Annotated in this window: 21 protein-coding genes; 4 read left to right on the plus strand and 17 right to left on the minus strand. The window is 70.1% G+C overall.

The annotated features are described in order from the left end of the window. Positions 1–36: 36 nt before the first annotated feature. On the plus strand, positions 37–1,830 hold the full coding sequence (locus BM393_RS15325) for a glycoside hydrolase family 15 protein (RefSeq protein WP_091727899.1): 1,794 nt from the start codon (positions 37–39) through the stop codon (positions 1,828–1,830). A gap of 21 nt (positions 1,831–1,851) precedes the next feature. Here BM393_RS15325 and BM393_RS15330 read toward each other — a convergent pair whose 3' ends face one another. Beyond that, positions 1,852–2,679 (minus strand): ferritin-like domain-containing protein, encoded by an 828-nt coding sequence (locus BM393_RS15330; RefSeq protein WP_091731628.1) that lies wholly within the window; start codon positions 2,677–2,679, stop codon positions 1,852–1,854. A gap of 278 nt (positions 2,680–2,957) precedes the next feature. Here BM393_RS15330 and BM393_RS15335 point away from each other — a divergent pair, with 278 nt between their 5' ends. Beyond that, complete coding sequence (locus BM393_RS15335) at positions 2,958–3,905, plus strand: PHB depolymerase family esterase (RefSeq protein WP_254783469.1); 948 nt, start codon at positions 2,958–2,960, stop codon at positions 3,903–3,905. Here the strand turns inward: BM393_RS15335 and BM393_RS15340 are convergent. From BM393_RS15340 to fba, 4 genes are all read right to left on the minus strand, one after another. Continuing rightward, positions 3,895–5,031 (minus strand): hypothetical protein, encoded by a 1,137-nt coding sequence (locus tag BM393_RS15340; protein ID WP_091727907.1) that lies wholly within the window; start codon positions 5,029–5,031, stop codon positions 3,895–3,897. The genes BM393_RS15335 and BM393_RS15340 overlap by 11 nt on opposite strands. Before the next feature lie 7 nt (positions 5,032–5,038). Next, entirely contained in the window at positions 5,039–5,935 is an 897-nt protein-coding gene (locus BM393_RS15345) for a phosphoribosylaminoimidazolesuccinocarboxamide synthase (protein WP_091727911.1), read from the minus strand. A 117-nt stretch (positions 5,936–6,052) separates the two neighbouring features. Further along, positions 6,053–6,478 (minus strand): gamma-glutamylcyclotransferase family protein, encoded by a 426-nt coding sequence (locus BM393_RS15350; RefSeq protein ID WP_091727916.1) that lies wholly within the window; start codon positions 6,476–6,478, stop codon positions 6,053–6,055. A gap of 57 nt (positions 6,479–6,535) precedes the next feature. Then, positions 6,536–7,600: a class II fructose-bisphosphate aldolase gene (fba, locus tag BM393_RS15355; RefSeq protein WP_091727920.1), complete on the minus strand. Its 1,065-nt coding sequence runs from the start codon at positions 7,598–7,600 to the stop codon at positions 6,536–6,538. A 370-nt stretch (positions 7,601–7,970) separates the two neighbouring features. On the opposite strand from fba, the gene BM393_RS15360 reads away from it, so the two are divergent. Then, positions 7,971–8,990 carry an STAS-like domain-containing protein gene (locus BM393_RS15360; RefSeq protein ID WP_091727924.1) on the plus strand — a complete coding sequence of 340 codons (1,020 nt, stop codon included), beginning with the start codon at positions 7,971–7,973 and terminating at the stop codon, positions 8,988–8,990. 23 nt (positions 8,991–9,013) lie between these two features. Here the strand turns inward: BM393_RS15360 and BM393_RS15365 are convergent, their stop codons facing one another. The 12 genes from BM393_RS15365 to def all read right to left on the minus strand — a co-directional run bounded on the left by BM393_RS15365 (position 9,014) and on the right by def (position 22,722). After that, positions 9,014–9,775, minus strand: a complete 762-nt coding sequence (locus BM393_RS15365; RefSeq protein WP_091727927.1) for an ABC transporter substrate-binding protein — start codon at positions 9,773–9,775, stop codon at positions 9,014–9,016. A gap of 16 nt (positions 9,776–9,791) precedes the next feature. Further along, the gene (gene pyk, locus BM393_RS15370; RefSeq protein ID WP_091727933.1) at positions 9,792–11,222 is read right to left on the minus strand and encodes a pyruvate kinase; all 1,431 of its coding nucleotides are present in this window, start codon (positions 11,220–11,222) and stop codon (positions 9,792–9,794) included. Positions 11,223–11,341: 119 nt separating this feature from the next. Further along, positions 11,342–13,660 (minus strand): NADP-dependent malic enzyme, encoded by a 2,319-nt coding sequence (locus BM393_RS15375; RefSeq protein ID WP_091727937.1) that lies wholly within the window; start codon positions 13,658–13,660, stop codon positions 11,342–11,344. A 535-nt stretch (positions 13,661–14,195) separates the two neighbouring features. Then, positions 14,196–15,794, minus strand: a complete 1,599-nt coding sequence (locus tag BM393_RS15380; protein WP_175538357.1) for a M48 family metallopeptidase — start codon at positions 15,792–15,794, stop codon at positions 14,196–14,198. Between the two features lie 238 nt (positions 15,795–16,032). Further along, positions 16,033–17,226 (minus strand): phosphoglycerate kinase, encoded by a 1,194-nt coding sequence (locus BM393_RS15385; protein WP_091727944.1) that lies wholly within the window; start codon positions 17,224–17,226, stop codon positions 16,033–16,035. Between the two features lie 154 nt (positions 17,227–17,380). Next, a complete protein-coding gene (locus tag BM393_RS15390; RefSeq protein WP_091731631.1) occupies positions 17,381–17,710 on the minus strand; it encodes an AzlD domain-containing protein in 330 nt (109 codons plus the stop codon). Continuing rightward, entirely contained in the window at positions 17,707–18,447 is a 741-nt protein-coding gene (locus tag BM393_RS15395) for an AzlC family ABC transporter permease (protein ID WP_091727947.1), read from the minus strand. Before BM393_RS15395 ends, BM393_RS15390 begins: the two co-directional genes overlap by 4 nt. Before the next feature lie 104 nt (positions 18,448–18,551). Then, positions 18,552–19,331: a head GIN domain-containing protein gene (locus BM393_RS15400; RefSeq protein WP_091727952.1), complete on the minus strand. Its 780-nt coding sequence runs from the start codon at positions 19,329–19,331 to the stop codon at positions 18,552–18,554. Between the two features lie 135 nt (positions 19,332–19,466). Continuing rightward, positions 19,467–19,919 (minus strand): hypothetical protein, encoded by a 453-nt coding sequence (locus tag BM393_RS25775; protein ID WP_175538358.1) that lies wholly within the window; start codon positions 19,917–19,919, stop codon positions 19,467–19,469. A 169-nt stretch (positions 19,920–20,088) separates the two neighbouring features. Next, entirely contained in the window at positions 20,089–20,934 is an 846-nt protein-coding gene (gene htpX / locus BM393_RS15410) for a zinc metalloprotease HtpX (RefSeq protein ID WP_091727956.1), read from the minus strand. A 292-nt stretch (positions 20,935–21,226) separates the two neighbouring features. Further along, positions 21,227–22,183 carry a methionyl-tRNA formyltransferase gene (fmt, locus tag BM393_RS15415; protein ID WP_091731634.1) on the minus strand — a complete coding sequence of 319 codons (957 nt, stop codon included), beginning with the start codon at positions 22,181–22,183 and terminating at the stop codon, positions 21,227–21,229. A 26-nt stretch (positions 22,184–22,209) separates the two neighbouring features. Then, complete coding sequence (gene def / locus BM393_RS15420) at positions 22,210–22,722, minus strand: peptide deformylase (RefSeq protein ID WP_091727960.1); 513 nt, start codon at positions 22,720–22,722, stop codon at positions 22,210–22,212. A 226-nt stretch (positions 22,723–22,948) separates the two neighbouring features. Between def and BM393_RS15425 the strand changes: the two genes are divergently transcribed. Beyond that, a complete protein-coding gene (locus BM393_RS15425) occupies positions 22,949–24,106 on the plus strand; it encodes a LysM peptidoglycan-binding domain-containing protein (protein WP_091727963.1) in 1,158 nt (385 codons plus the stop codon). Positions 24,107–24,138 lie beyond the last annotated feature (32 nt).

Raw genomic sequence — 24,138 nt, forward strand, 5'->3', positions numbered from 1 at the left:
AGCAACATCGCCAGAACGACGAAGAAGGAGGACTCGATGGACGCCGCCTCGCTCAAACTCGGTCTCGTCGGCAATTGCGCCGTCAGCGCGCTGATCGACGACCGCGCCCGCGTCGTGTGGTGCTGCGCGCCACGCTTCGACGGCGATCCGGTGTTCCATGCACTGATCGACTCGCCCGACGGCATCGGCCTGGACGGCACCTTCCAGGTCGTGCTCGAGGACTTCGCCCGCAGCGAGCAGGCCTACGACCATGGCACCGCGGTCCTGCGCACCCGGCTGTACGACACCCACGGCAATGCGATCGAGATCACCGATTTCATGCCGCGCTTCTTCCTCAACGACCGACCCTACCGGCCGATGATGCTGGTGCGCCGGATGCGGCCGCTGCAGGGCCATCCGCGCATCCGCGTCGTCCTGCGGCCGGTCATCCAGTGGGGCTCGGCGCATCCGGCGCGCACGCGCGGCAGCAACCACCTGCGCTTCGTCGGCCCGGAAGGCACCATCCGCCTGACCACCAACGCGCCGCTCACCTACGTCCAGGAAGAGACCGCCTTCGCGCTGGACATGCCGATGAGCTTCATCTTCGGCCCCGACGAGACGCTGGACCGCGCCGTCGAGGACACCGCGCGGCTGCTCGAGGAAAAGACCATCAGCTACTGGCGCGACTGGACGCGCCGCCTGGCCATCCCGCTCGAGTGGCAGGAAGCGGTGATCCGCGCGGCGATCACGCTCAAGATGTGCCTCTACGAGGAGACCGGCGCCATCGTCGCCGCGATGACGACCAGCGTGCCCGAGGCGCCCCACACGCAGCGCAACTGGGACTACCGCTACTGCTGGCTGCGCGATGCCTTCTTCGTCGTGCGCGCGCTCAACAGCCTGTCCGAGACCGGCACGATGGAGGACTACCTGCGCTGGATGCGCAACATCATCGGCCAGTCCCAGGACGGCCACGTGCAGCCGCTCTACGGCATCGGGCTGGAGGCCAAGCTCACCGAGTACCTGGTGCCGCACCTGCGCGGCTACCGCGGCATGGGCCCGGTGCGCGCGGGCAACCAGGCCTTCGAGCACTTCCAGCACGACGTCTACGGCAACATCGTGCTGGGCTCGGCGCAGGCCTTCTTCGATCACCGCCTGCACCAGCGCGCCGGCATCGACGAGTTCGCGCTGCTGGAGCGCGCCGGCGAGCAGGCCTTCGCGATCCACGACAAGCCCGACGCCAGCATGTGGGAGCTGCGCACGCGCGCCCGGGTCCACACCTCGTCGGTGCTGATGAACTGGGCCGCCTGCGACCGCCTGGCCAAGATCGCGCGCGTGCTCGGCCTGCCGCAGCGCGTGGCGCTCTGGCAGGAGCGGGCCGACCTGATCAAGCGCAAGATCCTGGACCACGCCTGGAGCGAGCATCGCCAGGCTTTCGTCGAAAGCTTCGGCGGCAAGGACCTGGACGCCAGCGTGCTGCTGATGACGGAGGTGGGCTTCATCGACCCACGCGACCCGCGCTTCGTGAAGACCGTCGATGCGCTCGAGGCCACGCTGTGCGACGGCCCCTACATGCGCCGCTACGAGGCGCCCGACGATTTCGGCAAGCCCGAGACCTCGTTCAACATCTGCGCGTTCTGGCGCATCGACGCCCTCGCCCGCATCGGCCGCTACGGCCAGGCGCGCGAGCTCTTCGAAGCGCTGCTCGCCTCGCGCAACCACCTGGGCCTGCTGTCCGAGGACACCCATCCGGTCACCGGCGAGCTGTGGGGCAACTTCCCGCAGACCTACTCGATGGTGGGGATCATCAATGGCGCGATGCGGCTCTCGCGGCCGTGGGATTCGGAGATCTGAATCGCGCGACGCGACGCCGCCTCAGGTCAGCAGCACGCGCCGCCCGAGCGCGGCGAGCGGCCGCTCCACCGCGCGCTGCAGCGCCGGTCCCAGCATCAGCGGCTTGAGCGTCATGCGCACCGCGAGGTCCATCGGCAGGTGCGCGCCGACCAGTGCGATCGCTTCGCGCGCGAGCGCATCGGCCTGCGCGATCGGTGCCGGGCCGCCATCCGGCGCGCCGCTGCGCAGGCGTCCGTTCACCGCGTGCCGCAGCGCGATCGACGCGTCCTCCTTGCGCAGCTCGAGCGCGCGCCGCACCAGCGCGGTGAGCACGCGGCCGCGATGCAGGCCCTCGATCCCGCGGTACTTCATGAAGTAGGACAGGAAGTGCTTGTAATGCCGCACCTCGTCGCAGCGGATGCGCCAGAACAGGTCGCGCAGCACCGGCTCGTCGCAGGCCTCGTGCAGCGCCTGGTAATACGTCGTCGTCCCCATCTCGACGATGCAGCGCGCCACCATCTCCTGGCCACGTGTCGGCTCCAGCTGGTCCATCGTGCACAGCCGCGAATACTCCTCGAAGAAGCCGGCGTAGGCGCTCGCCCAGTCGAAGCCCGGCCACACCTCCTCCACGTAGGCCCGCAGCGCGGCGCCATGCTGCAGTTCCTCCGGCTCCCAGTGATCGCGCAGCCAGACGGCGACCTCGGGGTCATCGTCGAAACGCTCGATCAGGTTGCGGGTGTAGGTGTCGCTGCCGCTCTCGATGAAGGAGGCGCTGCACACGAGCAGGAACAGCGCGTCGTGCTCGCGCACGAGCTTGGTGTCGATGCGGGACAGCTGGAGGTCGGAGAGCGACCAGGGCGTCGGGGACATGGTGGCGATCATGCCGCGAGTCGCGGCAATCGGTGTGCGGAGGGAGGTTCGTCGTCTGCCCCCTCGTCGGTGTCCTTCACGCGTCAAATACACGATGGACACGCGGTCGTACGCCTGCCATCAAAAGCCGTTAGGCTGGCGTGATGCCGAAACGTCCGTCCGCTGCCGCCTCCTTGCGCCGGGCCTGGCGCAAGGGCCTGAGCGCCGTCACGGGCCAGGTCTTGCGCAGCGCCCGCGACGCGGCGCACCAAGCCAGGCGCACCGGTTCCTCCGATCTGATGCCCGACTTGGTGCACGGGATGCGCAAGACGCCGGCGCATCCCTCGCCCGGACTCGGCGACTGGGTTGCCGGGATCGCCTCGGGCCGCGCGGGCATGCGTCGATTCCGGCTCTTCCGTCCGTCGGGGGTTGCGGTGGGCGAGCGCCTGCCGCTGGTGGTGATGCTGCACGGCTGCGGGCAGGATCCCGCCGGCTTCGCGCGCAGCACGCGGATGAACCGGCTCGCCGCGCGCGAGGGCTTCCTGGTGCTTTATCCGGAACAGAGCCGCCTGGCCAACCCGCAGCGCTGCTGGAACTGGTTCGACACCGAGTCCGGTCGCGCGCAGGCCGAGGCCGCGCTGATCCTCGCCGCCATCGATCAGGTCTGCCTGCTCCACGGCGCCGACCGCGAACGCGTCGCCCTGGTCGGACTCTCCGCGGGCGCGGGCATGGCGGCGCTGCTCGCGACGATGCACCCCTCGCGCTTCAAAGCCGTCGCGATGCATTCCGGCGTCCCGCCGGGCATGGCCACCTCGGCGACGAATGCCCTGCGCGCGATGCGCGGCTCGGCGCTGCCCTCGGCATCGGCATCGGCATCGGCATCGGCATCGGCATCGACGTCCACGTCGAATGCGACCGGCGCCTGGCCACCGCTGCTGGTGATCCACGGCACGCGGGATCGCGTGGTCGGTGCGTCGAATGCCTACGAGGCGGCGCGGCAATGGGCCGAGGCGGCAGGCGCCAAGGCGGCGCCCGCGCGCGTCGTGCAACGCGGCCGTCGCTGGCCGATGACGATCGTCGACTTCAAGCGCGGCCGCGCGGTCGCGGCCACGCTCGTCGAGATCGACGGCCTGGCGCATGCCTGGAGCGGCGGTGCCGCGAAGGAGCCCTTCAGCGACCCGGCCGGGCCGGACGCGACGGCGATGATCTGGCGCTTCGTCGCGAAGCGCCTGGCCCTCAAGGCGTGAGCCCGCTGGCCCCCAGCAGATCGCGCCACTGGCGCTGCTGGTCGGCGAACTGTTGCCAGGCCTCGTCGGCCAGCGCCTGGTGGCGGTCGGCGTCGGCGATCTCGCCCAGCAGGCGGAAGGTCTGCGCCAGCCGGCTGTGGGTGATCGCCCGGTCGTCGAGCTCGCAATCGGGATCGAGCTCGATCTCGGCCTCGCGCGCCTGATGCAGCGCATGCTCGTGCTGGCCGAGGTTGGCCCGGCACCAGGCCAGGTCCGACAGCAGGCTGCTGCCCAGCCGCTCCAGCCCGAGCGACATCGCCTGCGGCAGGTGCTCCTCGTAGAGCTGGCGCGCCTCGTCGAAGCCGCCCTGCATCGTCAGCACCTGCGCGCGCAGCACCGGCCTGAGCTCGCCCATCATCTGCGCGCCGACGGCCTCGTCGAAGTGATGCATCGAGTCGACGGTCAACAGCAGCTCGGGCCCGCGGGCCGCATGGGCCCACAGGCTCTCGCGCCGCAGCTGCGACGCGCGCATCCCCGCCATGTTGAACATCAGCGCCGACAGCGACGCATCGTCGCCCTCCACCGCGGCATGGTGCCGCGCGCGGATGTACCAGCGCTGCGCGGACTCGACATCGCCGGCGTAGTGCCAGCCCACGCCCATCGCCATCGCCACGCGCGCCAGCGCGACGTGGTGGTCGGGTCGCGCTTCGTCGAGGCAGCGCCGCGCGTGCTCGACCAGAGCGGCCGGGTCGTGCCGGATGAAGGCCAGTTGCGCCAGCCAGGCCGCGGCCAGCACGCGCACCTCGACCAGCGCGGGCGCGCTGCCGGCGATCGCCTGCGCGCGCTGGATGCGGTCCCAGGCCTGCTGCGCGACGAAGCCGTTGTAGTAGCTCATCAGGCCTTCGGCCATGTGCAGCCAGGCACCGATCTCCGGATGCGGATGCTGGAAGGAGAGCTGGTGCAGCGCGGTCAGCGCCTCGCGGGCCTCGCCCACCGCGCCGTGCCGCGCCAGCAGCATCGCGCGCTTGGCCCGCGCGCCGGCGGAGGCCATCGGCGACGCCGCGGCGGCGATCTCCTTCTCGAGCTGCTTGAGCAGACGCGACTTGATCGCCGGGGAAGGCGTCGCGTCGGGCGAGGCGTCTTGCATGCCGGCCTCAGCGCGTCAGGCGGTCCAGCGCTTCCTGGTACTTCGCCGCCGTGTTGGCGATCACGTCCGCAGGCAGCGTCGGCGCCGGCGCGACCTTGCCCCAGGGCTGGCCGTCGACCGTGGCCTGCTCCAGCCAGTCACGCAGGAACTGCTTGTCATAGCTCGGCGGATTGCTGCCGACCGCGTAGCTCTCGGCTGGCCAGTAGCGCGAGGAATCGGGCGTCAGCACCTCGTCCATCAGCGTCAGCGTGCCGTCGGCATCGAGGCCGAACTCGAACTTGGTGTCCGCGATGATGATGCCCTTGGTCAGCGCATAGTCCGCAGCGCGCTGATAGAGGCGGATGGCGATGTCGCGGACCTGTTCGGCCAGCTCGCGGCCAATGATCTGCGCGCAGCGCTCGAAGTCGATGTTCTCGTCGTGGTCGCCCATCTCGGCCTTGGTGGCGGGCGTGAAGATCGGCTGCGGCAGCTTGCTGGCGTTCTGCAGGCCCGCCGGCAGTTCCACGCCGCAGACCTTGCCGCCGGCCTTGTACTCGGACCAGCCACTGCCGGCCAGGTAACCGCGCACCACCGCCTCGATCGGCAGCGGCTTCAGGCGCTTGACCAGCATCGCGCGGTCGCGCACCTGGTCCTTCTCCGCATCGCTCACCACGGACAACGGATCGTCGCCGGTCAGGTGGTTGGGGACGATGCCGTCGAGCTTGTCGAACCAGAACAGCGCCATCTTCGTCAGCAGCGCGCCCTTGCCCGGAATCGGCTCGCTCATGATGACGTCGAAGGCCGAGATGCGGTCCGAGGCGATCATCAGGATGCGATCCTCGCCGACCGCGTAGTTCTCGCGCACCTTGCCGCGCGCGATGAGGGGAAGGGAGGTGATCGACGAGGTGTGCAGGGCGGCGGTCATGGGCGTGCGGTCGGACGGAACGGCAAAGCGGGGATTCTAGAGGCGGCAGGGGAAATCACCCCCCCAGGAGCGCCCCCGCGATCCGCTTCACGCCGCGCCAGCGCGGCGCCGGTCGCTTCAGATCGCGTCGAACCCGACGTAGCGCGCCACGAAACGCGCCTTGCCTTCGCGCTCGAAGGCGGCCTCGTCCCAGTCACCGGCGTCGAGACGCCCCGCCAGGCCCGGCTTGAGCAGGTAGGTCCAGGCCCGCTCCCAGCGGCCGTCGGCCAGGGTGACCAGCACCTCGTGGCGCTCGTACTCGTCGCCCTCGAACAGGTCGAGCCGCGCCCAGGCAGCCTCGGGCAGGTCGAGGTAGAGGCGGCCGACGACCTGATGGCCGTCCGCCGGCACCATCGCCGGGTAGTCCTGCCCGCGCACCGGACGGCGCGCATGGCCGGCCAGCGTCGCAGCCTGCGGCGTCGCCAGCGGCGCGCAGGCCGGCCCGCAGACGCGGACCATGATGTCGGGCCACATCAGCGTGCCGTAGGTGAAGAGATGGGCCATGGCATCCGGATGGGCAAGCGGACGGAAAAGGACCGGCGCGAGGCCGGTCCGGATCGATCACTGGACGACTTGCGCCAGCTCGCCGCGCGCGTAGGCGGCAGCCACCTCGGTCAGCGGACGCGGCTTGATCTTTGAGGCCTGGCCTTCGCAGCCGAATTCCAGGTAACGCGCCTTGCAGACCAGCTTGGCCGCTTCACGCGCCGGCTTGAGCCATTCGCGGGCATCGAACTTGTCGGGGTTCTCGGCCAGGAACTTGCGCACCGCGCCGGTCATCGCCAGGCGGATGTCGGTGTCGATGTTGATCTTGCGCACGCCGTGCTTGATAGCTTCCTGGATCTCCTCGACCGGCACGCCGAAGGTCTCCTTCATCTTGCCGCCGTACTGGTTGATGATCGCCAGCAGCTCCTGCGGCACGCTCGACGAGCCGTGCATCACCAGGTGGGTGTTGGGGATGCGCTTGTGGATCTCCTTGACGCGGGAGATCGCCAGGATGTCGCCGGTGGGCTTGCGCGAGAACTTGTAGGCGCCGTGGCTGGTGCCGATGGCGATGGCCAGCGCGTCCAGCTGCGTGGCCTTCACGAAGACCGCGGCTTCCTCGGGGTCGGTCAGCATCTGGCTGTGGTCCAGCTTGCCGGCGGCGCCGATGCCGTCCTCCTCGCCCGCGTCACCGGTTTCCAGATTGCCCAGGCAGCCCAGTTCGCCCTCGACGGTGACGCCGACCTTGTGCGCCATCTCGACGACGCGGCGGGTCACGTCCACGTTGTAGTCGAAGCTGGCGGGCGTCTTGCCGTCGTCCATCAGCGAGCCGTCCATCATCACCGAGCCGAAGCCCAGGTTGATCGCGCCCTCGCAGACCTTGGGGCTGGTGCCGTGGTCCTGGTGCATCACCAGCGGGATGTGCGGGTAGGCCTCGACCGCGGCCTGGATCAGGTGCTTGATGAAGGGTTCGCCGGCGTACTTCCGGGCGCCGGCGCTGGCCTGCAGGATGACCGGGGCGCCGACCTCGTCGGCCGCGGCCATCACGGCCTGCACCTGCTCCAGGTTGTTGACGTTGAACGCTGGAATGCCGTAGCCCTGTTCGGCCGCGTGGTCCAGCAGCTGGCGCATCGAGACGAGTGCCATGAGAGTTCTCCGAGGAAGTGAAAAATCCTTGGGCCGCGGACCGGCGCCAACACCATGCCGTAACCGCGCCGTAACTGGGCGGGATTCTAGCCAGCCCCCATGACCGGCTCTGTAACCAACCTGGGGCTCCCCCCGAACTGGTGCCATACCAGCGCCCGTCGGAGGGACGGCCCCGCCGGAACCCGGGCAGGCCGCCTCGCCCCCTCGGACAGGGGTGAATGCGCTTGCGCGGCGGCGGAAGCGGCCGGTAGGCTCTTGCCCGGGCGGCCCGGCTCCGGTGGGAGCAAGCCTCGTGCCTTGTCCGGTCGCCACCGGCGCGGATCGCCCGCGACTTCCCTTCGCGCGACGCGTCGCGCCCGCCAGGACCTTCATGACCCGTCTCGCGATCGACCAGCTGACGCTGTGGATCACCGCCGCCGCCAACGAGCATTCGCTGGACCTGCCCGCCTACGTCGAGGAACGCACCGGCGCCAGCCATCGCGCGACGCTGGCGGCCCTGCGCCGGCTGGTCGACGCTCAGTGGCTGACCCGGTCGGGCACCACGCGCCGGCCGGTCTTCGGGCCGGGCGCGCTGCGGCAGGTGGCGCGCAGCTACACGCTGCACGGGCTGATGGAGGACGTGGTCTGGCAACGCGACTTCGCGCCCCACTTCCAGCTGCCGCGGCATGTCGCGCGCATGGTCCAGCACGGCTTCACCGAGCTGGTGAACAACGCCATCGACCACAGCGGCGGCACCAGCGTCACCGTGTCGCTGCGCCAGACGCCGACCCACGCGCAGCTGCTGGTCTCCGACGACGGCTGCGGCGTCTTCGACAAGATCTGCGACACCTACGAACTGACCGACGCCCGCCACGCGATGCTGGAGCTGAGCAAGGGCCGGCTGACGACGCAGCCGCAGGCGCACACCGGTCGCGGGCTGTTCTTCAGTTCGCAGCTAGCGGATGTCTTCGACATCCACGCCAACGGCAAGGCCTTCCAGCGCCGGGCCTGGGAAGGCAATGCGTGGAAGGACGGCAAGGGCCTGCCACGCCAGGGCAGCTCGATCTACATGGCCATGGCGCTGGAAAGCACCCGCACGCTGGAGCAGGTGCTGGAACAGTGGAGCGTGGACGGCAGCGGCATCGCCTTTGACCAGACGCGGGTGATGCTGAACCTGGTCGTCGGCGCGGGGCAGATGCTGGACTCGCGGGCGCAGGCGCGTCGGGTGGCGGCGCGCCTGCCGCAGTTCAAGCGGGCGGAAGTCGATTTCGCCGGCGTCACCGATGTCGGCCACGCCTTTGCCGACGAGCTGTTCCGGGTCTTCGCGCGCGCGCACCAGGACGTGGAACTCGTGCCCCTGAACATGACGCCGCGCATCGCCGCGCTGGTGCAGGCCGCGCGCAACGCCTGAGGCCCGGCCCGTCGCCGGCCCCGTCAGAGATCGCTGTCGACCAGCGCCTGGATCGCGGCGCGGCTGCGCTGGATGGCCTCGTCCAGCCGCGGCAGCAGCAAGGCGGGCTCGCTGCCCTTGGCCGCGGCGAACAGGATGCCCTCCTCCACCAGCGGCCGGGGCAGCACCTGCAGCTGGGCGCCATCGCGCAGCGGGCGCAGGCGCCGCTCCAACGCGGCCGCGCTGCCGCGGTGGGTGGCGAGCATCGCGTCGCAGCGTCCCGCCACCAGCATGCGCGCGCGGCCCTCGAGGTCATTGCCGCCGTGCTCGACGCGGAACAGCCGCCGGCGGGCGTCCTCGAAGGCAGCGCCATAGGTCGCACCGCGCGACACGCACAGCGTCAGGCCACGCAGGTCCTCGAGCCGCTCGAAGACGATGGGCCGCGCCTTGGGCACGACCAGCCAGCCGCGGCTGACGAAGGCCGGCTGGCTGTAGGCGAAGACCTTGTCCCGCGCCGGGTTGCGCGACAGTCCGAAGGTCAGGTGCTGGCCGAGTTCCGCGCCCAGCAGCGCGCGCGGCCAGGGCAGCAGCTGCAGTTGCCACTGCAGGCCGGCCGCTTCGGCGATCAGCCGCAGCAGCGGCAGGATGAAGGGCTTGTGCGTCTGTTCGCTGATGGCCAGCCGGATCGGCCCCGGCGCGCCGACCGCGGCAGCGTCGGGCTTGGCCAGCGCGCCGCCGGCGACCGTCGCCAGGCCCACGCCGCCCGTCACGCCCATCAGCAACTCACGGCGGCGCAGCGGCTTCATGCGAACGGACCGGCGTTCAGGCCACCCGGCAGACCTTCAGCATGTTGGTGCCGCCCGGGTAGCCCATCGGCTCGCCGCAGGTGATCGCGTAGGTGTCGCCCGGCATCAGCACACCGCGCTCGATCAGCAGGTCCTCGGCGGCCTGCAGCGCCTGGTCGCGATCGCTGAAGTTGGGCATCAGCAGCGGCGTCACGTTGCGGTACAGCGCCATCTTGCGGTGCGTCAGCGTCTGCGAGGTCAGCGCGAAGATCGGCACATGGATGCGGTGGCGGCTCATCCACAGCGCGGTGGAGCCCGATTCCGTCAGCGCCACGATCGCCTTGCAGCCCAGGTGGTGCGCGGTGAACAGCGCGCCCATCGCGATCGACTGGTCGATGCGGCCGAACTGGCGGTTGGCGAAGTCGGTGTCCAGCGTCACGAACTCGGCGTTCTCGGCCTCCCGCGCGATCGCGGCCATCTGCTGGATGGTCTCGACCGGGAAGCGGCCCGCGGCGGTCTCGGCGCTCAGCATCACCGCGTCGGTGCCGTCGAGCACCGCGTTGGCGACGTCGGAGACCTCGGCGCGGGTCGGCACCGGGTTCACGATCATCGACTCCATCATCTGCGTCGCGGTGATGCAGACCTTGTCGAGCTCCAGCGCCATCTTGATCATGCGCTTCTGCAGCGCGGGCACCGCCGCGTTGCCGACTTCGACCGCCAGGTCACCGCGGGCGACCATGATGCCGTCGGAGGCCTTGAGGATCGCCTCCAGGTGGGGGATGGCCTCGTAGCGCTCGATCTTGGCGATCATCCCCGGCTTGTGACGGTAGGGCTCGCCGGCGACGTTGGCCAGCTGGCGGGCCATCTCCATGTCGGTGGCGTTCTTGGGGAAGCTCACCGCCAGGTATTCGCACTGGAAGGACATCGCGGTCTTGATGTCCTCCATGTCCTTGCCGGTCAGCGCGGGGGCGGTCAGGCCGCCGCCCTGCTTGTTGATGCCCTTGTTGTTGGACAGCTCGCCGCCCTGCTTCACGATCGTGTGGACCTGCGAGCCGCGCACCGCCTCGACCGTCAGCACCAGCAGGCCGTCGTTGAGCAGCAGCGTGTCGCCGGGCTTCACGTCACGGGGCAGTTCCTTGTAGTCCAGGCCCACGACCATCTCGTTGCCGGGCTCGGTGCGGTCGGCGTCCAGCACGAAGGGCGTGCCGTTGACCAGTTCGATCTTGCCGTTCTCGAACTTGCCGACGCGGATCTTGGGGCCCTGCAGGTCGGCCATGATGGCCACCTGCTTGCCGGCGCGGGCCGCGGCCTCGCGGACCATGCGGGCCCGGTCGATGTGATCCTGCGCCTTGCCGTGCGAGAAGTTCAACCGCACCACGTCGACGCCGGCCTGGATCATCTGCTCCAGCACCTCCGGCGACGAAGAAGCGGGACCGAGGGTGGCGACGATCTTGGTGGCACGGGACATGACTTGTCTCTGTCTGAAATTTAGTTACAGCCGCCGATTATGAGGGGCTCTCGGGGCCTCGGCACAGTTTCCGGGAGTTACGGCGAAGTTTCCAACGCCGCGACTCCCGGAGCGTCCGATCAGCCTTGCGAGGCCTTCACGTCCGCGCTGGCGAGCGCGGTCATGTTGACGATGCGGCGCACGGTCGCCGACGGCGTGAGGATGTGCACCGGCCGCTGGGCGCCCAGCAGGATCGGCCCCACGGTGACGCCCTGCCCGCCCACGACCTTCAGCACGTTGAACAGGATGTTGGCGGCATCCAGCGTCGGCAGCACCAGCAGGTTGGCGGAGCCGGACAGCGTCGAGTCGGGCAGGAAGTTGTTGCGCACGTCTTCCGACAACGCCGCGTCGCCATGCATCTCGCCGTCGCATTCGACCTCGGGATGGGCGGCCGCGAAGAGGTCGCGCGCCTTGCGCATCTTGACCGCCGAGGCCCGCTTGCTGCTGCCGAACATCGAGTGCGACAGGAAGGCGACCTTCGGCGGCAGGCCGAAGCGCTGCAGCTCCTCGGCGGCCTGCCAGGCGATGTCGGCGAGCTGTTCGGCGCTGGGGTCCTCGTTGACGAAGGTGTCGGCGATGAACAGCGTGCGCTGCTCCAGCATCAGCGCGTTCATCGTCGCGAAGTTGGAGACGTTCGCCTTCAGGCCGATGAGGTTCTGGATGTGCTCCAGGTGGGAGTCGAAGCGGCCGACCATGCCGCAGATCATCGCGTCGGCGTCGCCGAGCTGGATCGCGAGTGCGCCGATCGTCGTGTTGGAGCGGCGCACCGCCGACTTGGCCATCTCCGGCGTGAAACCGTTGCGGCCCATCGCCTGGTGGTAGGCCTCCCAGTACTGGCGGAAGCGGTGGTCGTTCTCGGGGTCGATGACGGCCACGTCCTCGCCCAGCTTCAGGCGCAGGCCGGCGCGCTTCAGGCGCATCGCGATGACCTCGGGGCGGCCGATCAGCGTGGGCTTGGCCAGGCCTTCATCGAGCGCCACCTGCACTGCGCGCAGCACGCGCTCGTCCTCGCCCTCGGCGTAGATCACGCGGGCCGGATGGGCCTTGGCCTCGGCGAAGACCGGGCGCATGAACATGCCGGTCTGGTAGACGAAGCGCGAGAGCTGCTCGCGGTACGCGGCCATGTCGGTGATCGGACGCGTCGCGACGCCGGAGTCCTCCGCCGCCTTTGCGACCGCGGGCGCGATGCGCAGGATCAGCCGGTTGTCGAAGGGCTTGGGGATCAGGTAGTCCGGGCCGAAGGCCAGGTCCTGGCCCGGATAGGCCGCGGCGACTTCCGGCGGCGTCTCGGCCTTGGCCAGCGCGGCGATCTCGCGCACGCAGGCCAGCTTCATCGCCTCGGTGATCTTGGTCGCGCCGCAGTCCAGCGCGCCGCGGAAGATGTAGGGGAAGCACAGGACGTTGTTGACCTGGTTCGGATAGTCCGAGCGGCCGGTGGCGACGATGCAGTCCGGGCGCGCTTCCTTTGCGAGCTCGGGACGGATCTCCGGCTCGGGGTTGGCCAGCGCCAGGATGATGGGCTGGCGCGCCATGGTCTTGACCATCTCACCGGTCAGCACGCCGGCGGCGGAGCAACCCAGGAACACGTCCGCGTCCTTGACCACGTCGGCCAGCGTGCGAGCCGGAGTGATCTGGCAATAGCGGCGCTTGGACTCGTCGAGCTTGGCGGCATCGGCGCGCTCGCTCTGGACCACGCCCTTGGAGTCGACGACGAAGACGTTCTCGCGCTTCACGCCCAGGCCGACCATCACGTCCAGGCAGGCGATGGCGGCGGCGCCGGCGCCCGACACGGCGACCTTCACCGCGCCGATGTCCTTGCCGACCAGTTCCAGCCCGTTCAGCAGCGCGGCGCTGGAGATGATCGCGGTGCCGTGCTGGTCGTCGTGGAAGACGGGGATGTTCATCCGCGCGCTGAGCTGCTTCTCGATGTAGAAGCACTCGGGCGCCTTGATGTCCTCGAGGTTCACGCCGCCCAGCGTGGGCTCCATCGCCGCGATGATCTCGACCAGCTTGTCGGGGTCGCGCTCGGCCAGCTCGATGTCGAAGACGTCGATGCCGGCGAACTTCTTGAACAGGCAGCCCTTGCCTTCCATCACCGGCTTGGCGGCCAGCGGGCCGATGTCGCCCAGGCCCAGCACCGCGGTGCCGTTGGTGACCACGCCGACCAGGTTGCCGCGCGAGGTGTACTCGGCGGCCAGCGTCGGGTCCTTCTCGATGTCGAGGCAGGGATAGGCGACGCCCGGGGAGTAGGCCAGCGACAGGTCGCGCTGGTTGGCCAGCGGCTTGGTCGGGGTGACGGCGATCTTGCCGCGCGTCGGGGTGCGGTGATAGTCCAGCGCCGCCTCGCGCAGGGCGGCTTCGGCGGGGCTCAGGCCGAGGCCGTCGTTCTTGTCGGTCATGCAAATCTCCGTCGCGATGAAGGGGGCCCGGCGCCATTTCCGGCATGCGATCGCGGCGACGAACCGGTGCCGTAATCGCCCGGTAACAGGGGCCCGGGGGGCGCAAAGCTTAATCCTCCGGCTCGCGCGGCGCGATGAATTCAGCTTTAACTGCCATGCAAAGATGGCAATCGCTCATGCGCGCCATGAAGGTCCGCATCGGGATTTGCCCGCAAGTTAGAGCCTTCACCCGAGAACCGTGCCCAATTGCACTTCAGGTTGCCGCGCTCACGGCGTGCGAGGAACGCGCTCACTAGAAAGAGGTCGGCGCCAGCTCGCAGCCGAAGTGGCCCGGCGACATCGAGGCCGCCGAAGGCAACGACGTCCTGACCCGCGGCATCGGCTTCGCGCCGCTGCCGGTGACGCTGCAGTCCAAGCTGGCCGCGCTTCGCGGCGGTCAAGCCGGCGGACGGGAAGCTGCCGGCTTATCTGGGCGTCTGAGCTGGACCGGTGAGCGAGCCGTCTGCGCTGGGCGTCGGACCGGGCGTCCGAGCGCTCAGCCCTTCAGGCGCGGCGTCGCGTCGACGCGCGCCTGCAACTCCGGCGGCAGCCCCTCGGTCAGGTAGCTGAGGCGCGCGCCCCACTCCATGCCCGCGGGCCACAGCAGGTCCGCCGTCGACTGGACCTGATCCAGCACGTCGTCCTCGGTCAGATGACGCTCGCGCAGGCCTACCGGGTCGATACGCATCACCAGGCACAGCATCGCGCCACCGCCGTCCGACTCGGGCAGCGTCGCGTCGAAGGCCCAGGCCTGGCCGATCAGCGGATTCGCCGTCAGCGCCTGCACCAGCGCGTCCCGTTGCCAGGACGTCAGCGTGTGTGGACGCACCCGCCCGTGCTCCAGGGCCTCGCCCGCGGCCCACAGCCGCCGCTGGCGACGCCGCCGCGAGGCCTCGTCGCGCCGCGGCGGCGCCATCGCGGCCACCGGCCATTGCGCCGGATCCGTGCCGGCCAGCGCCGCATGCCCCATCGCCCAGCGCAGCCCTTGCGATGCCCCGGCCCACGGCGAATGCTCGCGGCACAGCGCCTGCCATTGCGCCGGGCTCAACCAGCGCGCCGCGGCGCTGTCTTCAAAGGCCGCGGGCGTCAGCGCCAGGCGCGATGCATCGCACCCCAGCGCCTCGAGCCGCGCCGCGTGGGGCGGATGGCTGCCGCGCGGCTGGCGGTGGCGCAGCAGCGCCTCGCGCTCGGCCTCGGTCACCGGCGACTGCACCAGCAGGCGCGGTGTCCATTCGACCCAGTCGGACGGCGGCTCGGCGTCCAGCGCCAAGCGCTCGCGCACCATCGCCGCCAGCGATTCCTCCTGGCGTTGCGACGCCCGCTCGATCAGCAGCAGCGCGCGGCCCAGCGCCGCCGGCGAGGCGTGCCGGGCGGCCTGCGCGTCGGCCTCGAATTCGCAGCGGCGCGAATGGGCCTCGCTGGCGCGCCGGAACCACGGCAGGAACATCGCCGCGAAGTTGCGACCCGCACGTTCCCACGGCGAGGTGCTCTCGACGTCGTCATGCCCGCCCAGGCCCTCGGCGCTCGCCCAGCTCATCCAGGCGGCGCGCGTTCGATAGATCCAGTGACCGAGCCGGCCGTGACGCCGCGAGAAGTGGCCCAGCTCATGCGCGATGACGGCCTCGGCCGCGGTGGTGTCCAGCAGGCGCAGCAAGGGCAGGCCCAGCACCAGCACGCGCCGCGTCGGTCGCAGCGACAGGCCCCGATGGCGCTCGAACGCACCGGCGTTGATCGAGTCGTCCAGCGCGATCTCGTGGACACGCGGCGCCTGCAGGGCATCGGTCAGCGCGTCCACCTTCGCGTAGAGCGCACTCGCCTGGTCGCGGGGGAGCGTCTTCAGCGCACTCCGCCAGTCCGGCTGGACCAGCCAGGCCAGGATCAGGAAGCCCAGGCCGCCCCAGACCAGCACCGTCGTGTTGGCGCCATAGAAGAAGATCGGGATGGCCATCACCACCGCGCAGGGCAGCAGCAGCATCAGCTGGAATAAGGCGGCAGCGGCCACCGCAGCCGTCGCCAGCAACCAGCGCGGTGGCGCGGGATCGTCGAGCGTCCGTTGGTCCTCTCTCGTCGCGAACGACGGCCGGTCCAGCGCCACGGCTGCCGCTCCCTCCGCGTGTACCGTCCCCTGCCGGTCCGATTGCCGGTCCGACTGCGCTTGAGCCTGGGTGTCCATCCATCCCCCTGTGTCGCCGCGGCGGTCTGCGCGCCGTCGGCCGGTCCTCACCGTGCGACCGCTGCGTGGCGGTCGCTGTCATCAGCATGAAAAAGGGCGCCGAGGCGCCCCTTGCGTCACGCGGCGGCTTTCGTCGCCACCGCTCCTCGCCTTGCCGCGCTCAGCCCTGTGCGCGCTTGGACAGGATCTCGAAGGCCGGCAGGGTCTTGCCTTCCAACACTTCCAGGAAGGCGCCGCCGCCGGTGGAGATGTAGCCCACGTCCTGCTCGATGCCGTACTTGGCGATCGCGGCCAGCGTGTCGCCGCCGCCGGCGATCGAGAACGCGTCCGACGCCGCGATCGCGCGGGCGATGGTCTCGGTGCCGTGCGCGAAGGCGTCGAACTCGAACACGCCCACCGGGCCGTTCCAGACGATGGTGCCGGCCGCCTTCAGCTGCTCGGCCAGCAGCGCCGCGGTCTTCGGGCCGATGTCCAGGATCAGATCGTCATCGGCCACCTCGGTGGCGGCCTTCACCGTCGCCGGCGCGTCGGCCGCGAAGGCCTTGGCCGTCACCACGTCCACCGGGATCGGCACCGCGGCGCCGCGCGCCTTCATCGACTCGATCACCGCCTTGGCTTCGCCGAGCAGGTCCGGCTCCGCCAGCGACTTGCCGATCTTCAGGCCGGCCGCCAGCATGAAGGTGTTGGCGATGCCGCCGCCGACGATCAGCCCGTCGACGTTCCTGGACAGCGACTGCAGGATGGTCAGCTTGGTCGACACCTTCGAGCCCGCCACGATCGCCACCAGCGGGCGCTTCGGGTTGGCCAGCGCCTTGCTGATGGCATCGATCTCGGCCGCCAGCAGCGGGCCGGCGCAGGCGACCTTGGCGAACTGCGCGATGCCGTAGGTCGAGGCCTCGGCCCGGTGCGCGGTGCCGAAGGCGTCGTGCACGAAGATGTCGCACAGCGCGGCCATCTTCTTCGCCAGCTCCTCGCTGTTCTTCTTCTCGCCCTTGTTGACGCGGCAGTTCTCGAGCAGCACCACCTGGCCCGGCTTCACGTCGACGCCATCGACCCAGTTCGCCACCAGCGGCACTTCGCGGCCCAGCAGCTCGCCCATGCGCTTGGCGACCGGCGCGAGCGAATCCTCGGGCTTGAACTCGCCCTCGGTCGGGCGGCCCAGGTGCGAGGTCACCATCACCGCGGCACCGGCCTTCAGCGCCATCTCGATCGCGGGGATGGAGGCGCGCACGCGCGTGTCCTCGGTGATCTGGCCGGCGTCGTTGAGCGGCACGTTCAGGTCGGCGCGGATGAACACGCGCTGGTCGGCCACCTTGCCGGCGGCGATCAGATCGGCGAATCGCAGGACGTTCATGGGATGAGCTTCGAGTAGTTGGAAAGCGGGTGTCCGGGCACTGCGGGCGGGCCCGGCGAATCGGGGCGCAGCTTACCAGCCGGCCGGGCGCGGCCCTGTCCGGGACGGTTACGAAACGCCGCTGGAACCGGCGTCAGGACGGGCCCGGCCGGGCCTACCAGCCCAGGCCGACCCGCAGCGCCAGCATCACCGCCGTGCCGCTGACGATGGTGCCCAGGATGCCGCGCCGCCAGAAGAAATAGGCGGTGCCGACGGCCGTCGCATACAGCCGGGCGTCCTTCCAGGTGTGGATCAGCTCGCCCTGCGTCATGACGATCTCCGGCACGATCACCGCCGCGAGCGCGGCCAGCGGCGCGTAGCGCAGGCCGTCGCGCACCCACTGGGGCAGCGGGATCTCGCGGTCCGGGATCATGAAGAAGCTGCGCGTGATCACCGTGATCGCGCCCATGCCAAGGATGCCCAGCACCGCTTCCCAGAGGCTCATGCCGACCTCCCGCCGGCGGCCGGGGTCGGAGGCGGCAGCCATTTCTCCATCAGCAGGCCCACGGCCACCGCGGCGGCGATCGCCACCAGGATGTTGAGCCGCAGCGGCAGCGCATACGCGGCCACGGCCGCGCAGCCGGCCACCGCGCCCGAGACCCAGGTGTTGCGGTCCTTCAGCAGCGAGTAGCTCAGCCCCAGCAGCGCCAGCACGCCGGCGAAACCCAGGCCCCAGGTGGTGGGAATGGTGTCGGCCAGCAGGATGCCGGCGATGGCCGGCGCCTGCCAGGCGACCCAGTTGGTCGCGACGCCGCCCCAGAAGTACGGCAGCTGGTTCGCGGGATCGGGTTTCAGGTCCGGGAAGCGCTTGAGGAAGGCGACGTAGTTCAGGTCGGCGGCGAAGTAGCCGATGAACAGCCGCTGCGCGCGCGGCAGCGGCTCGAAGTACAGGCGCCACTGGGCGCTGAAGATGACGAAGCGCAGGTTCACGCAGAAGGCGGTGGCCCACAGCACCCACAGCGGCGCGCCGCTGGCCAGCAGCGGCAGCGACGCCAGCTGCGAGCTGCCGGCGAAGACCACCAGGCTCATCAGCAGCGACAGCCCCACGCCCAAGCCGCTCTTGACCATGGCCACGCCGGTCACCAGCCCCCAGGCCGAGATGCCCAGCGTGATGCCGAGCATGTCGCGCGAGCCGCGTTTGAATTCCGGATGGCGCACCAGCGCCGCGAGTCCTTCCACCATGGCCGCAATTGTCGTCGGCGTGGTCCGGAAACGAAGCGCCCCTCGGCCGCTGTCGCGGCGAGGGGCGTCCACAGAGCGCCCGGCGCAGCCGGCGCCCGGGGGGCTTACTTCAGCTTGCGGACCGAGCCCGATCCGGCGTTGGACAGGCTGATCTCGGGGCTGCCGACGTAGCCGACGTCGCCGGAGCCGGCGATCCGCACGTCCAGCTTGCGGGTCGGCGCCACGGTGACGTCGCCGCTGCCGGAGATGCTGACCTTGGCCTCGTCGACGACCAGCTCACGGGTCTTGACGTCGCCGCTGCCGGCCACCGACACGGACAGCGCATTGGCCTTGCCTTGCACCTGCATGTCGCCGCTGCCGGCCACGCGCAGCGTCACATGGTCGGCCTCCAGTCCCTGCATGCGCAGGTCACCGCTGCCGGCGATGCTGGCCTCCAGGTTGCTCGTCTTCATCGGCTCGACGCGGATGTCGCCGGAGCCGGCGATCGACAGGCCGCGCAGCTGGCGCATGTCCAGCGTGATCACCGGCGAGCCCTTGGCGTTCAGGCTGTAGCCGCGCTTGGGCGAGATCTCCAGCGTGCGGCCCTTGCTGCCGTCGACGACCTTGGTCTCGATGTAGGCGAGCAGGTTGCGGTCGGTCTTCACCTCGACCTTGTCGGACGCGCCCGACCGCACGAAGACCTTGAAATCGCCCGACAGCGCCACCGCGTCGAAGGCGCCGACGTCGCGCGCCTCGGCGGCGACCTCGCCGTTGCCCTCGATGCGCTGCGAGCTGCCGAAGCTCAGCGACCAGGCGTGGGCGGTGCCGACCGTCGCGGCGGCGGCCAGGCCCAGCGCGGCGACGGCAAACAGACGACGGGAAGCACGGAAGGACGAAGTGGTCATGGACGATCTCCTGATCTTTCGGATGATCGCATCTTCGTCGCGACGACCCGCGCCGGCGACCGGCGCAAGACGAACTGCACCCCCCGGGGGATCAACTGCGCGGCGGTCCGATGGCCCGACCGAACCGAGCCGGGCTCAGTGGCCACCCTTCTCGCCGGCCTTGTCCTTGTCCGAGCCCTTCTCGGCGCCCTTCTCCGAGCTCTTCTCCGCCGCCTTGTCCGACGAGCCCACCTGCCCCTTGGCGGAGCGCGGCGACGGTTCCTCCTCCTCGGCGGCGGCCGGCCGGCTGGCCTGCGGATTCGCCACCAGCGGGCGGGTGCCCTCGAGCTTGTTCTCGCGCATGTACTCGTCCATCTCGCGCCAGCCGTCGTACACCGCGGCCTTCTGGGCCTTGGGGTTCAGGGCGTAGCAGTCCTCGATGGCGCGCAGCGCGTTGCGGCAGGCGCCGCCGATGGCCTTGCCCTCGGCCTGCTTGGCCGCCGCCACCTTGGCGGGGTCCTCGATGCCGAGCTGGTCGCAGCCGGCCAGCAGCGCGACGGCGCCGAGCAGCGCCGCCGAGGCGGTCAGGGAGCGGAGGGAAGCCTTCATGCTGTCCTTTATCGGCCGCCGGGGCGAACGCTTGAATCAGGCAGGCCGGCGGAACGGGCCATTGTGCCGTCGCCTCCGCCCGCCCCGGTCGAATGAAAAACACCGCCCGGAGGCGGTGTTTCGTCTGGCCGGCGCGCCGGATCGCCCGGCCGGGCCGCGGGTCCCGCGTTCAGCGGCGGGACATCGCCATCAGGCGCTCGATGCGTTCCTCGGTCGACGGATGGGTGCTGAACAGGCCGCGCAGGCCGCCGCCGGACAGCGGATTCATGATCATCATCTGGGCCGTCTCGGGATGGCGCTCCGCCGTCTCCAGCGGGATGCCCTGGGCGTAGCGGTGGATCTTGTCCAGCGCCGAGGCCAGCGCCTGCGGGTCGCCGGAGATCTCCGCGCCGCCGCGGTCCGCCTCGAACTCGCGGGCGCGGCTGATCGCCATCTGGATCAGCGAGGCCGCGATCGGCGCCAGGATCGCCACCAGCAGTCCGACGATCGGGTTGGCCGGCCGGCCTTCGCTGTCGCGCGGGCTGAAGAACATCGCGAAGTTGGCCAGCATGGAGATCGCGCCGGCCATCGTCGCGCTGACCGTGGAGATCAGGATGTCGCGGTGCTTCACGTGGGCCAGCTCGTGGGCCATCACGCCGCGCAGCTCGCGTTCCGACAGCACGCGCAGGATGCCGGTCGTCGCGGCGACCGCGGCGTGGTCCGGGTTGCGGCCGGTGGCGAAGGCGTTGGGGGCGTCTTCCTGGATCAGGTAGACCTTGGGCATGGGCAGCTGGGCGCGCTGGGCCAGCTCCTTGACCATGTTGTAGAACTGCGGCGCGCTGCGCTCGTCGACTTCCTGGGCGTTGTACATCTTCAGCACCAGCTTGTCGGAGAACCAGTAGCTGAAGAAGTTCATGCCCACCGCGATCACCAGCGCGATCAGCATGCCCGTCTGGCCGCCCAGCACGGAGCCGATCGCCATGAACAGCGCGGTGATGGCGGCCATCAGGATGGCGGTCTTCATCAGGTTGAACATGCAATCACTCCTCGGAGAACTGCGGCCGGAGCCGCGATCGGAAATCAGTCTGAACGGTACACCGTCCAGGTCGTCCCACCTGACGGCGGGGTCGGCGCATTCAAGCCGGTTTCCCCACGCCTTCAGCCAGAAATAAGCGAACCGCCCCGCCCCACCGCCAGCCCCGGCTCGGTGTCTCGCTCGCGGGCGATGCCCATGCCCCTTGAAGCGAATGCCGAGCGTGCGGAGGCGATTGAGCGGAAAGGGGCATGGGCATTGCCCGCGAGTTGCTCGGTCGCCGCAGGGGCGAAGCTCACCCGAGCGATTCACCCACCTGGAGCGGTCGCGCCTGGAGGAAGGCTGCCGCGGGCAGCCGCTTGCCGCCGGCGCGCTGGAGTTCGGTCAAGCGAACGCTGCCGCTCCCACAGGCCACGACCGGTCCATCGGCCGACACCGCCACCACCCGCCCCGGTTCGCCGCGCACGCCGTCGGTGTCGACGACTTCGGCGCGCCAGACCTTGAGCGGCTCACCGTCCAACTGGGCGACGCCGCCGGGGAATGGATCGAAGGCGCGCAACCGCCGGGCGATCTGCGCGGCGTCGTCGGACCAGCGGATCTGGCTCTCGGCCTTCTCGATCTTGTGGGCGTAGGTGACGCCGGCCTCGGGCTGCTTCACCGGGTGGAAACCGCCGCAGGCGGCGAGTTCCAGCGCCTCGACGATCATGCGGCCGCCGAGCGTCGCCAGCTTGTCGTGCAGCGTGGCGGTCGTGTCCGCCGCGGCGATCGGCAGCCGCTCGATCAGCAGCATGTCGCCGGTGTCCAGGCCCTCGTCCATCTGCATGATGGTGATGCCGGTCTCGGTGTCGCCGGCCTCGATCGCGCGGTGGATGGGCGCCGCGCCGCGCCAGCGCGGCAGGATCGAGCCGTGGATGTTCAGGCAGCCCAGGCGCGGCAGGTCCAGCACCCACCGCGGCAGGATGAGCCCGTAGGCGGCCACCACCAGCACGTCGGGCCGGGCCGCCAGCAAGGCCTCGCGGCCGGCCTGGGCTTCGCCCGGGAACTTGCCGTCCAGCCGCAGGCTGCGCGGCTGCGCGACCGCCAGGCCGTGCGCCACCGCAAGCTGCTTCACCGGCGAGGCCTGCAGCTTCATGCCGCGACCGGCGGGGCGGTCGGGCTGGCTCAGCACCAGCGGCACCTCGAAGCGGGCGTCGAGCAGCGCCTGCAGCGCGACGGCCGCGAACTCGGGCGTGCCGGCGAAGGCGACGCGCAGGCCGCCGGGGGTCGGGGCGTCGGCCATCAGCGCTTGGCGTCCTCGCGGGCCTTCTTCACCAGCTTGGTCTTGATGCGCTCGCGCTTGAGCGGGCTCAGGTATTCGACGAACACCTTGCCGGCCAGGTGGTCCATCTCGTGCTGCACGCAGACGGCCAGCAGGCCCTCGGCGTCGAACTGGAAGGTGTGGCCGTCGCGGTCCAGCGCCTGCACGGTGACCTTCTTGTGACGCATGACCTTGTCGTAGATGGTCGGCACCGAGAGGCAGCCCTCCTCGCCTTCCATCATTTCCTCGCTGCGCGCGACCAGTTCCGGGTTGATCAGCACCAGCGGCTGGTTGCGTTCCTCGGAGACGTCCATCACCAGCAGGCGCTCGTGCACGTCCACCTGCGTGGCGGCGAGGCCGACGCCGTCAGCGTCGTACATCGTCTCCAGCATGTCGTCGGCCAGCGCGCGGATGCGGTCGTCGACGGCGGTGATCGGCTTGGCGACGGTGTGCAGGCGCGGATCGGGGTATCGAAGAATGGAAAGTTTCGCCATGGTGGGGACGCGGAGGGTGGTGGACCGCTGTGGACGGCGCACAACGCCTGTTTGTAAGGGCTTGCAAGGGACGGCGGGCACCTTCATTGCGGGTGCCCCTGAACCGGGGCAGAATCGCCGCCAGCGAGAAGGTCGATTTTCGCCGATTTGGCGGACTGCACGGCCCTCGTCACAAAAGCGCCATTGGCCACGAGGGGCCTTCGATCTCGGCGCGGGAGAACAAGTAATGACGCAAAGGCGGCCGCTGGGCTTGACGACGATTTTTGCAGCCCTGCTGGCGGCCTCTGCCGCCACGACGTCCTTCGCGGCAGGCAACTACCCCATCACGCCCGACCAGCGCCAGACCGCCCAGCAGGTCGCGCAGGCCGGTGTGCCGTTGTCGGAACTGGCGCCCAACGCGCCCGACACCTACACCGTCAAGTCGGGCGACACGCTCTGGGCCATCTCCGGCCTGTTCCTGAAGAGCCCGTGGCGCTGGCCTGAGCTCTGGGGCATGAACACCGACCAGATCCGCAACCCCCACCTGATCTACCCGGGCCAGGTGCTGATGCTGATCAAGTCCGACGGCCGCGCGCGGCTGCAGGTGGGTCGCGATGTCGGCGGCGCGGCCGGCGGCACGGTCAAGCTCTCGCCGCGCGTGCGCGCCGAGTCGCTGTACGACGGCTCCATCGCCGCGATCCCGCAGCACCTGATCGAGCCCTTCCTCAACGAGGCGGTCGTCCTGAACGGCAACGAACTGGCGACGGCCCCCCGCATCGTCTCGGCGCAGGAAAACCGCGTCTGGATGACCAAGGGCGACCGGGCCTATGTGCGCGGCAACCTGACGCCCGACATCGATGCCTACCGCGTGTTCCGCGAGCCGCGCCCGCTGCGCGACCCGGTGTCCAAGGAAGTGCTGGGCTACGAGGCCGTCTATGTCGGCACCGCGGACCTGACCCGCGCCGGCACGCCCGCGACGGCCAGCACCAAGGAAGTCCCCGCGACGCTCACGCTGACGCTGAACCGCCTGGAAGCGCAGCCCGGCGACCGGATCGCGCCGATTCCGCCGCGCTCCTACACGAGCTATGTGCCGCACGCGCCGGCTGGCGCGATCGATGGCTACATCGTTTCCATCTACGGCGACGCGATCACCGCCGGCCAGAACCAGATCGTCGCGCTCAACAAGGGCAGCCGCGATGGCCTGGAGCGCGGCCATGTGCTGGCGCTCTGGCACAGCGGCCGTGTCGTGCGCGACCCGACGACGCCCCGCCGCGAGGAAGTGAAGCTCCCCGATGAGCGTCACGGCCAGTTGTTCGTCTTCCAGGTCTTCGACCGGGTGTCGTACGCGCTGATCCTGTCGGTCCAGGAACCGGTCGTCCCGGGCGACCGCTTCACCCAGCCGTGATCGAGCGGCTCTCCGGACCAGGTCGCAGTCAG

The organism is Mitsuaria sp. PDC51 (assembly GCF_900113225.1).
Classification (GTDB): Bacteria; Pseudomonadota; Gammaproteobacteria; order Burkholderiales; family Burkholderiaceae_C; genus Roseateles.

Excerpts from the sequence above, each read along its gene's own strand:
- BM393_RS15385 (WP_091727944.1), bottom strand. The coding sequence starts at position 17,226 with ATGAACGTCCTGCGATTCGCCGATCTGATCGCCGCCGGCAAGGTGGCC.
- BM393_RS15330 (WP_091731628.1), bottom strand. The coding sequence starts at position 2,679 with ATGTCCCCGACGCCCTGGTCGCTCTCCGACCTCCAGCTGTCCCGCATC.
- BM393_RS15345 (WP_091727911.1), bottom strand. The coding sequence starts at position 5,935 with ATGACCGCCGCCCTGCACACCTCGTCGATCACCTCCCTTCCCCTCATC.
- def (WP_091727960.1), bottom strand. The coding sequence starts at position 22,722 with ATGGCGAAACTTTCCATTCTTCGATACCCCGATCCGCGCCTGCACACC.
- BM393_RS15325 (WP_091727899.1), top strand. The coding sequence starts at position 37 with ATGGACGCCGCCTCGCTCAAACTCGGTCTCGTCGGCAATTGCGCCGTC.
- BM393_RS15350 (WP_091727916.1), bottom strand. The coding sequence starts at position 6,478 with ATGGCCCATCTCTTCACCTACGGCACGCTGATGTGGCCCGACATCATG.
- BM393_RS15340 (WP_091727907.1), bottom strand. The coding sequence starts at position 5,031 with ATGCAAGACGCCTCGCCCGACGCGACGCCTTCCCCGGCGATCAAGTCG.
- BM393_RS15390 (WP_091731631.1), bottom strand. The coding sequence starts at position 17,710 with ATGAGCCTCTGGGAAGCGGTGCTGGGCATCCTTGGCATGGGCGCGATC.
- BM393_RS25775 (WP_175538358.1), bottom strand. The coding sequence starts at position 19,919 with ATGAAGGCTTCCCTCCGCTCCCTGACCGCCTCGGCGGCGCTGCTCGGC.
- BM393_RS15395 (WP_091727947.1), bottom strand. The coding sequence starts at position 18,447 with ATGGTGGAAGGACTCGCGGCGCTGGTGCGCCATCCGGAATTCAAACGC.
- fba (WP_091727920.1), bottom strand. The coding sequence starts at position 7,600 with ATGGCACTCGTCTCGATGCGCCAGCTGCTGGACCACGCGGCCGAACAG.
- pyk (WP_091727933.1), bottom strand. The coding sequence starts at position 11,222 with ATGTCCCGTGCCACCAAGATCGTCGCCACCCTCGGTCCCGCTTCTTCG.
- BM393_RS15365 (WP_091727927.1), bottom strand. The coding sequence starts at position 9,775 with ATGAAGCCGCTGCGCCGCCGTGAGTTGCTGATGGGCGTGACGGGCGGC.
- BM393_RS15360 (WP_091727924.1), top strand. The coding sequence starts at position 7,971 with ATGACCCGTCTCGCGATCGACCAGCTGACGCTGTGGATCACCGCCGCC.
- BM393_RS15375 (WP_091727937.1), bottom strand. The coding sequence starts at position 13,660 with ATGACCGACAAGAACGACGGCCTCGGCCTGAGCCCCGCCGAAGCCGCC.
- BM393_RS15425 (WP_091727963.1), top strand. The coding sequence starts at position 22,949 with ATGACGCAAAGGCGGCCGCTGGGCTTGACGACGATTTTTGCAGCCCTG.
- BM393_RS15400 (WP_091727952.1), bottom strand. The coding sequence starts at position 19,331 with ATGACCACTTCGTCCTTCCGTGCTTCCCGTCGTCTGTTTGCCGTCGCC.
- BM393_RS15335 (WP_254783469.1), top strand. The coding sequence starts at position 2,958 with ATGCCCGACTTGGTGCACGGGATGCGCAAGACGCCGGCGCATCCCTCG.
- htpX (WP_091727956.1), bottom strand. The coding sequence starts at position 20,934 with ATGTTCAACCTGATGAAGACCGCCATCCTGATGGCCGCCATCACCGCG.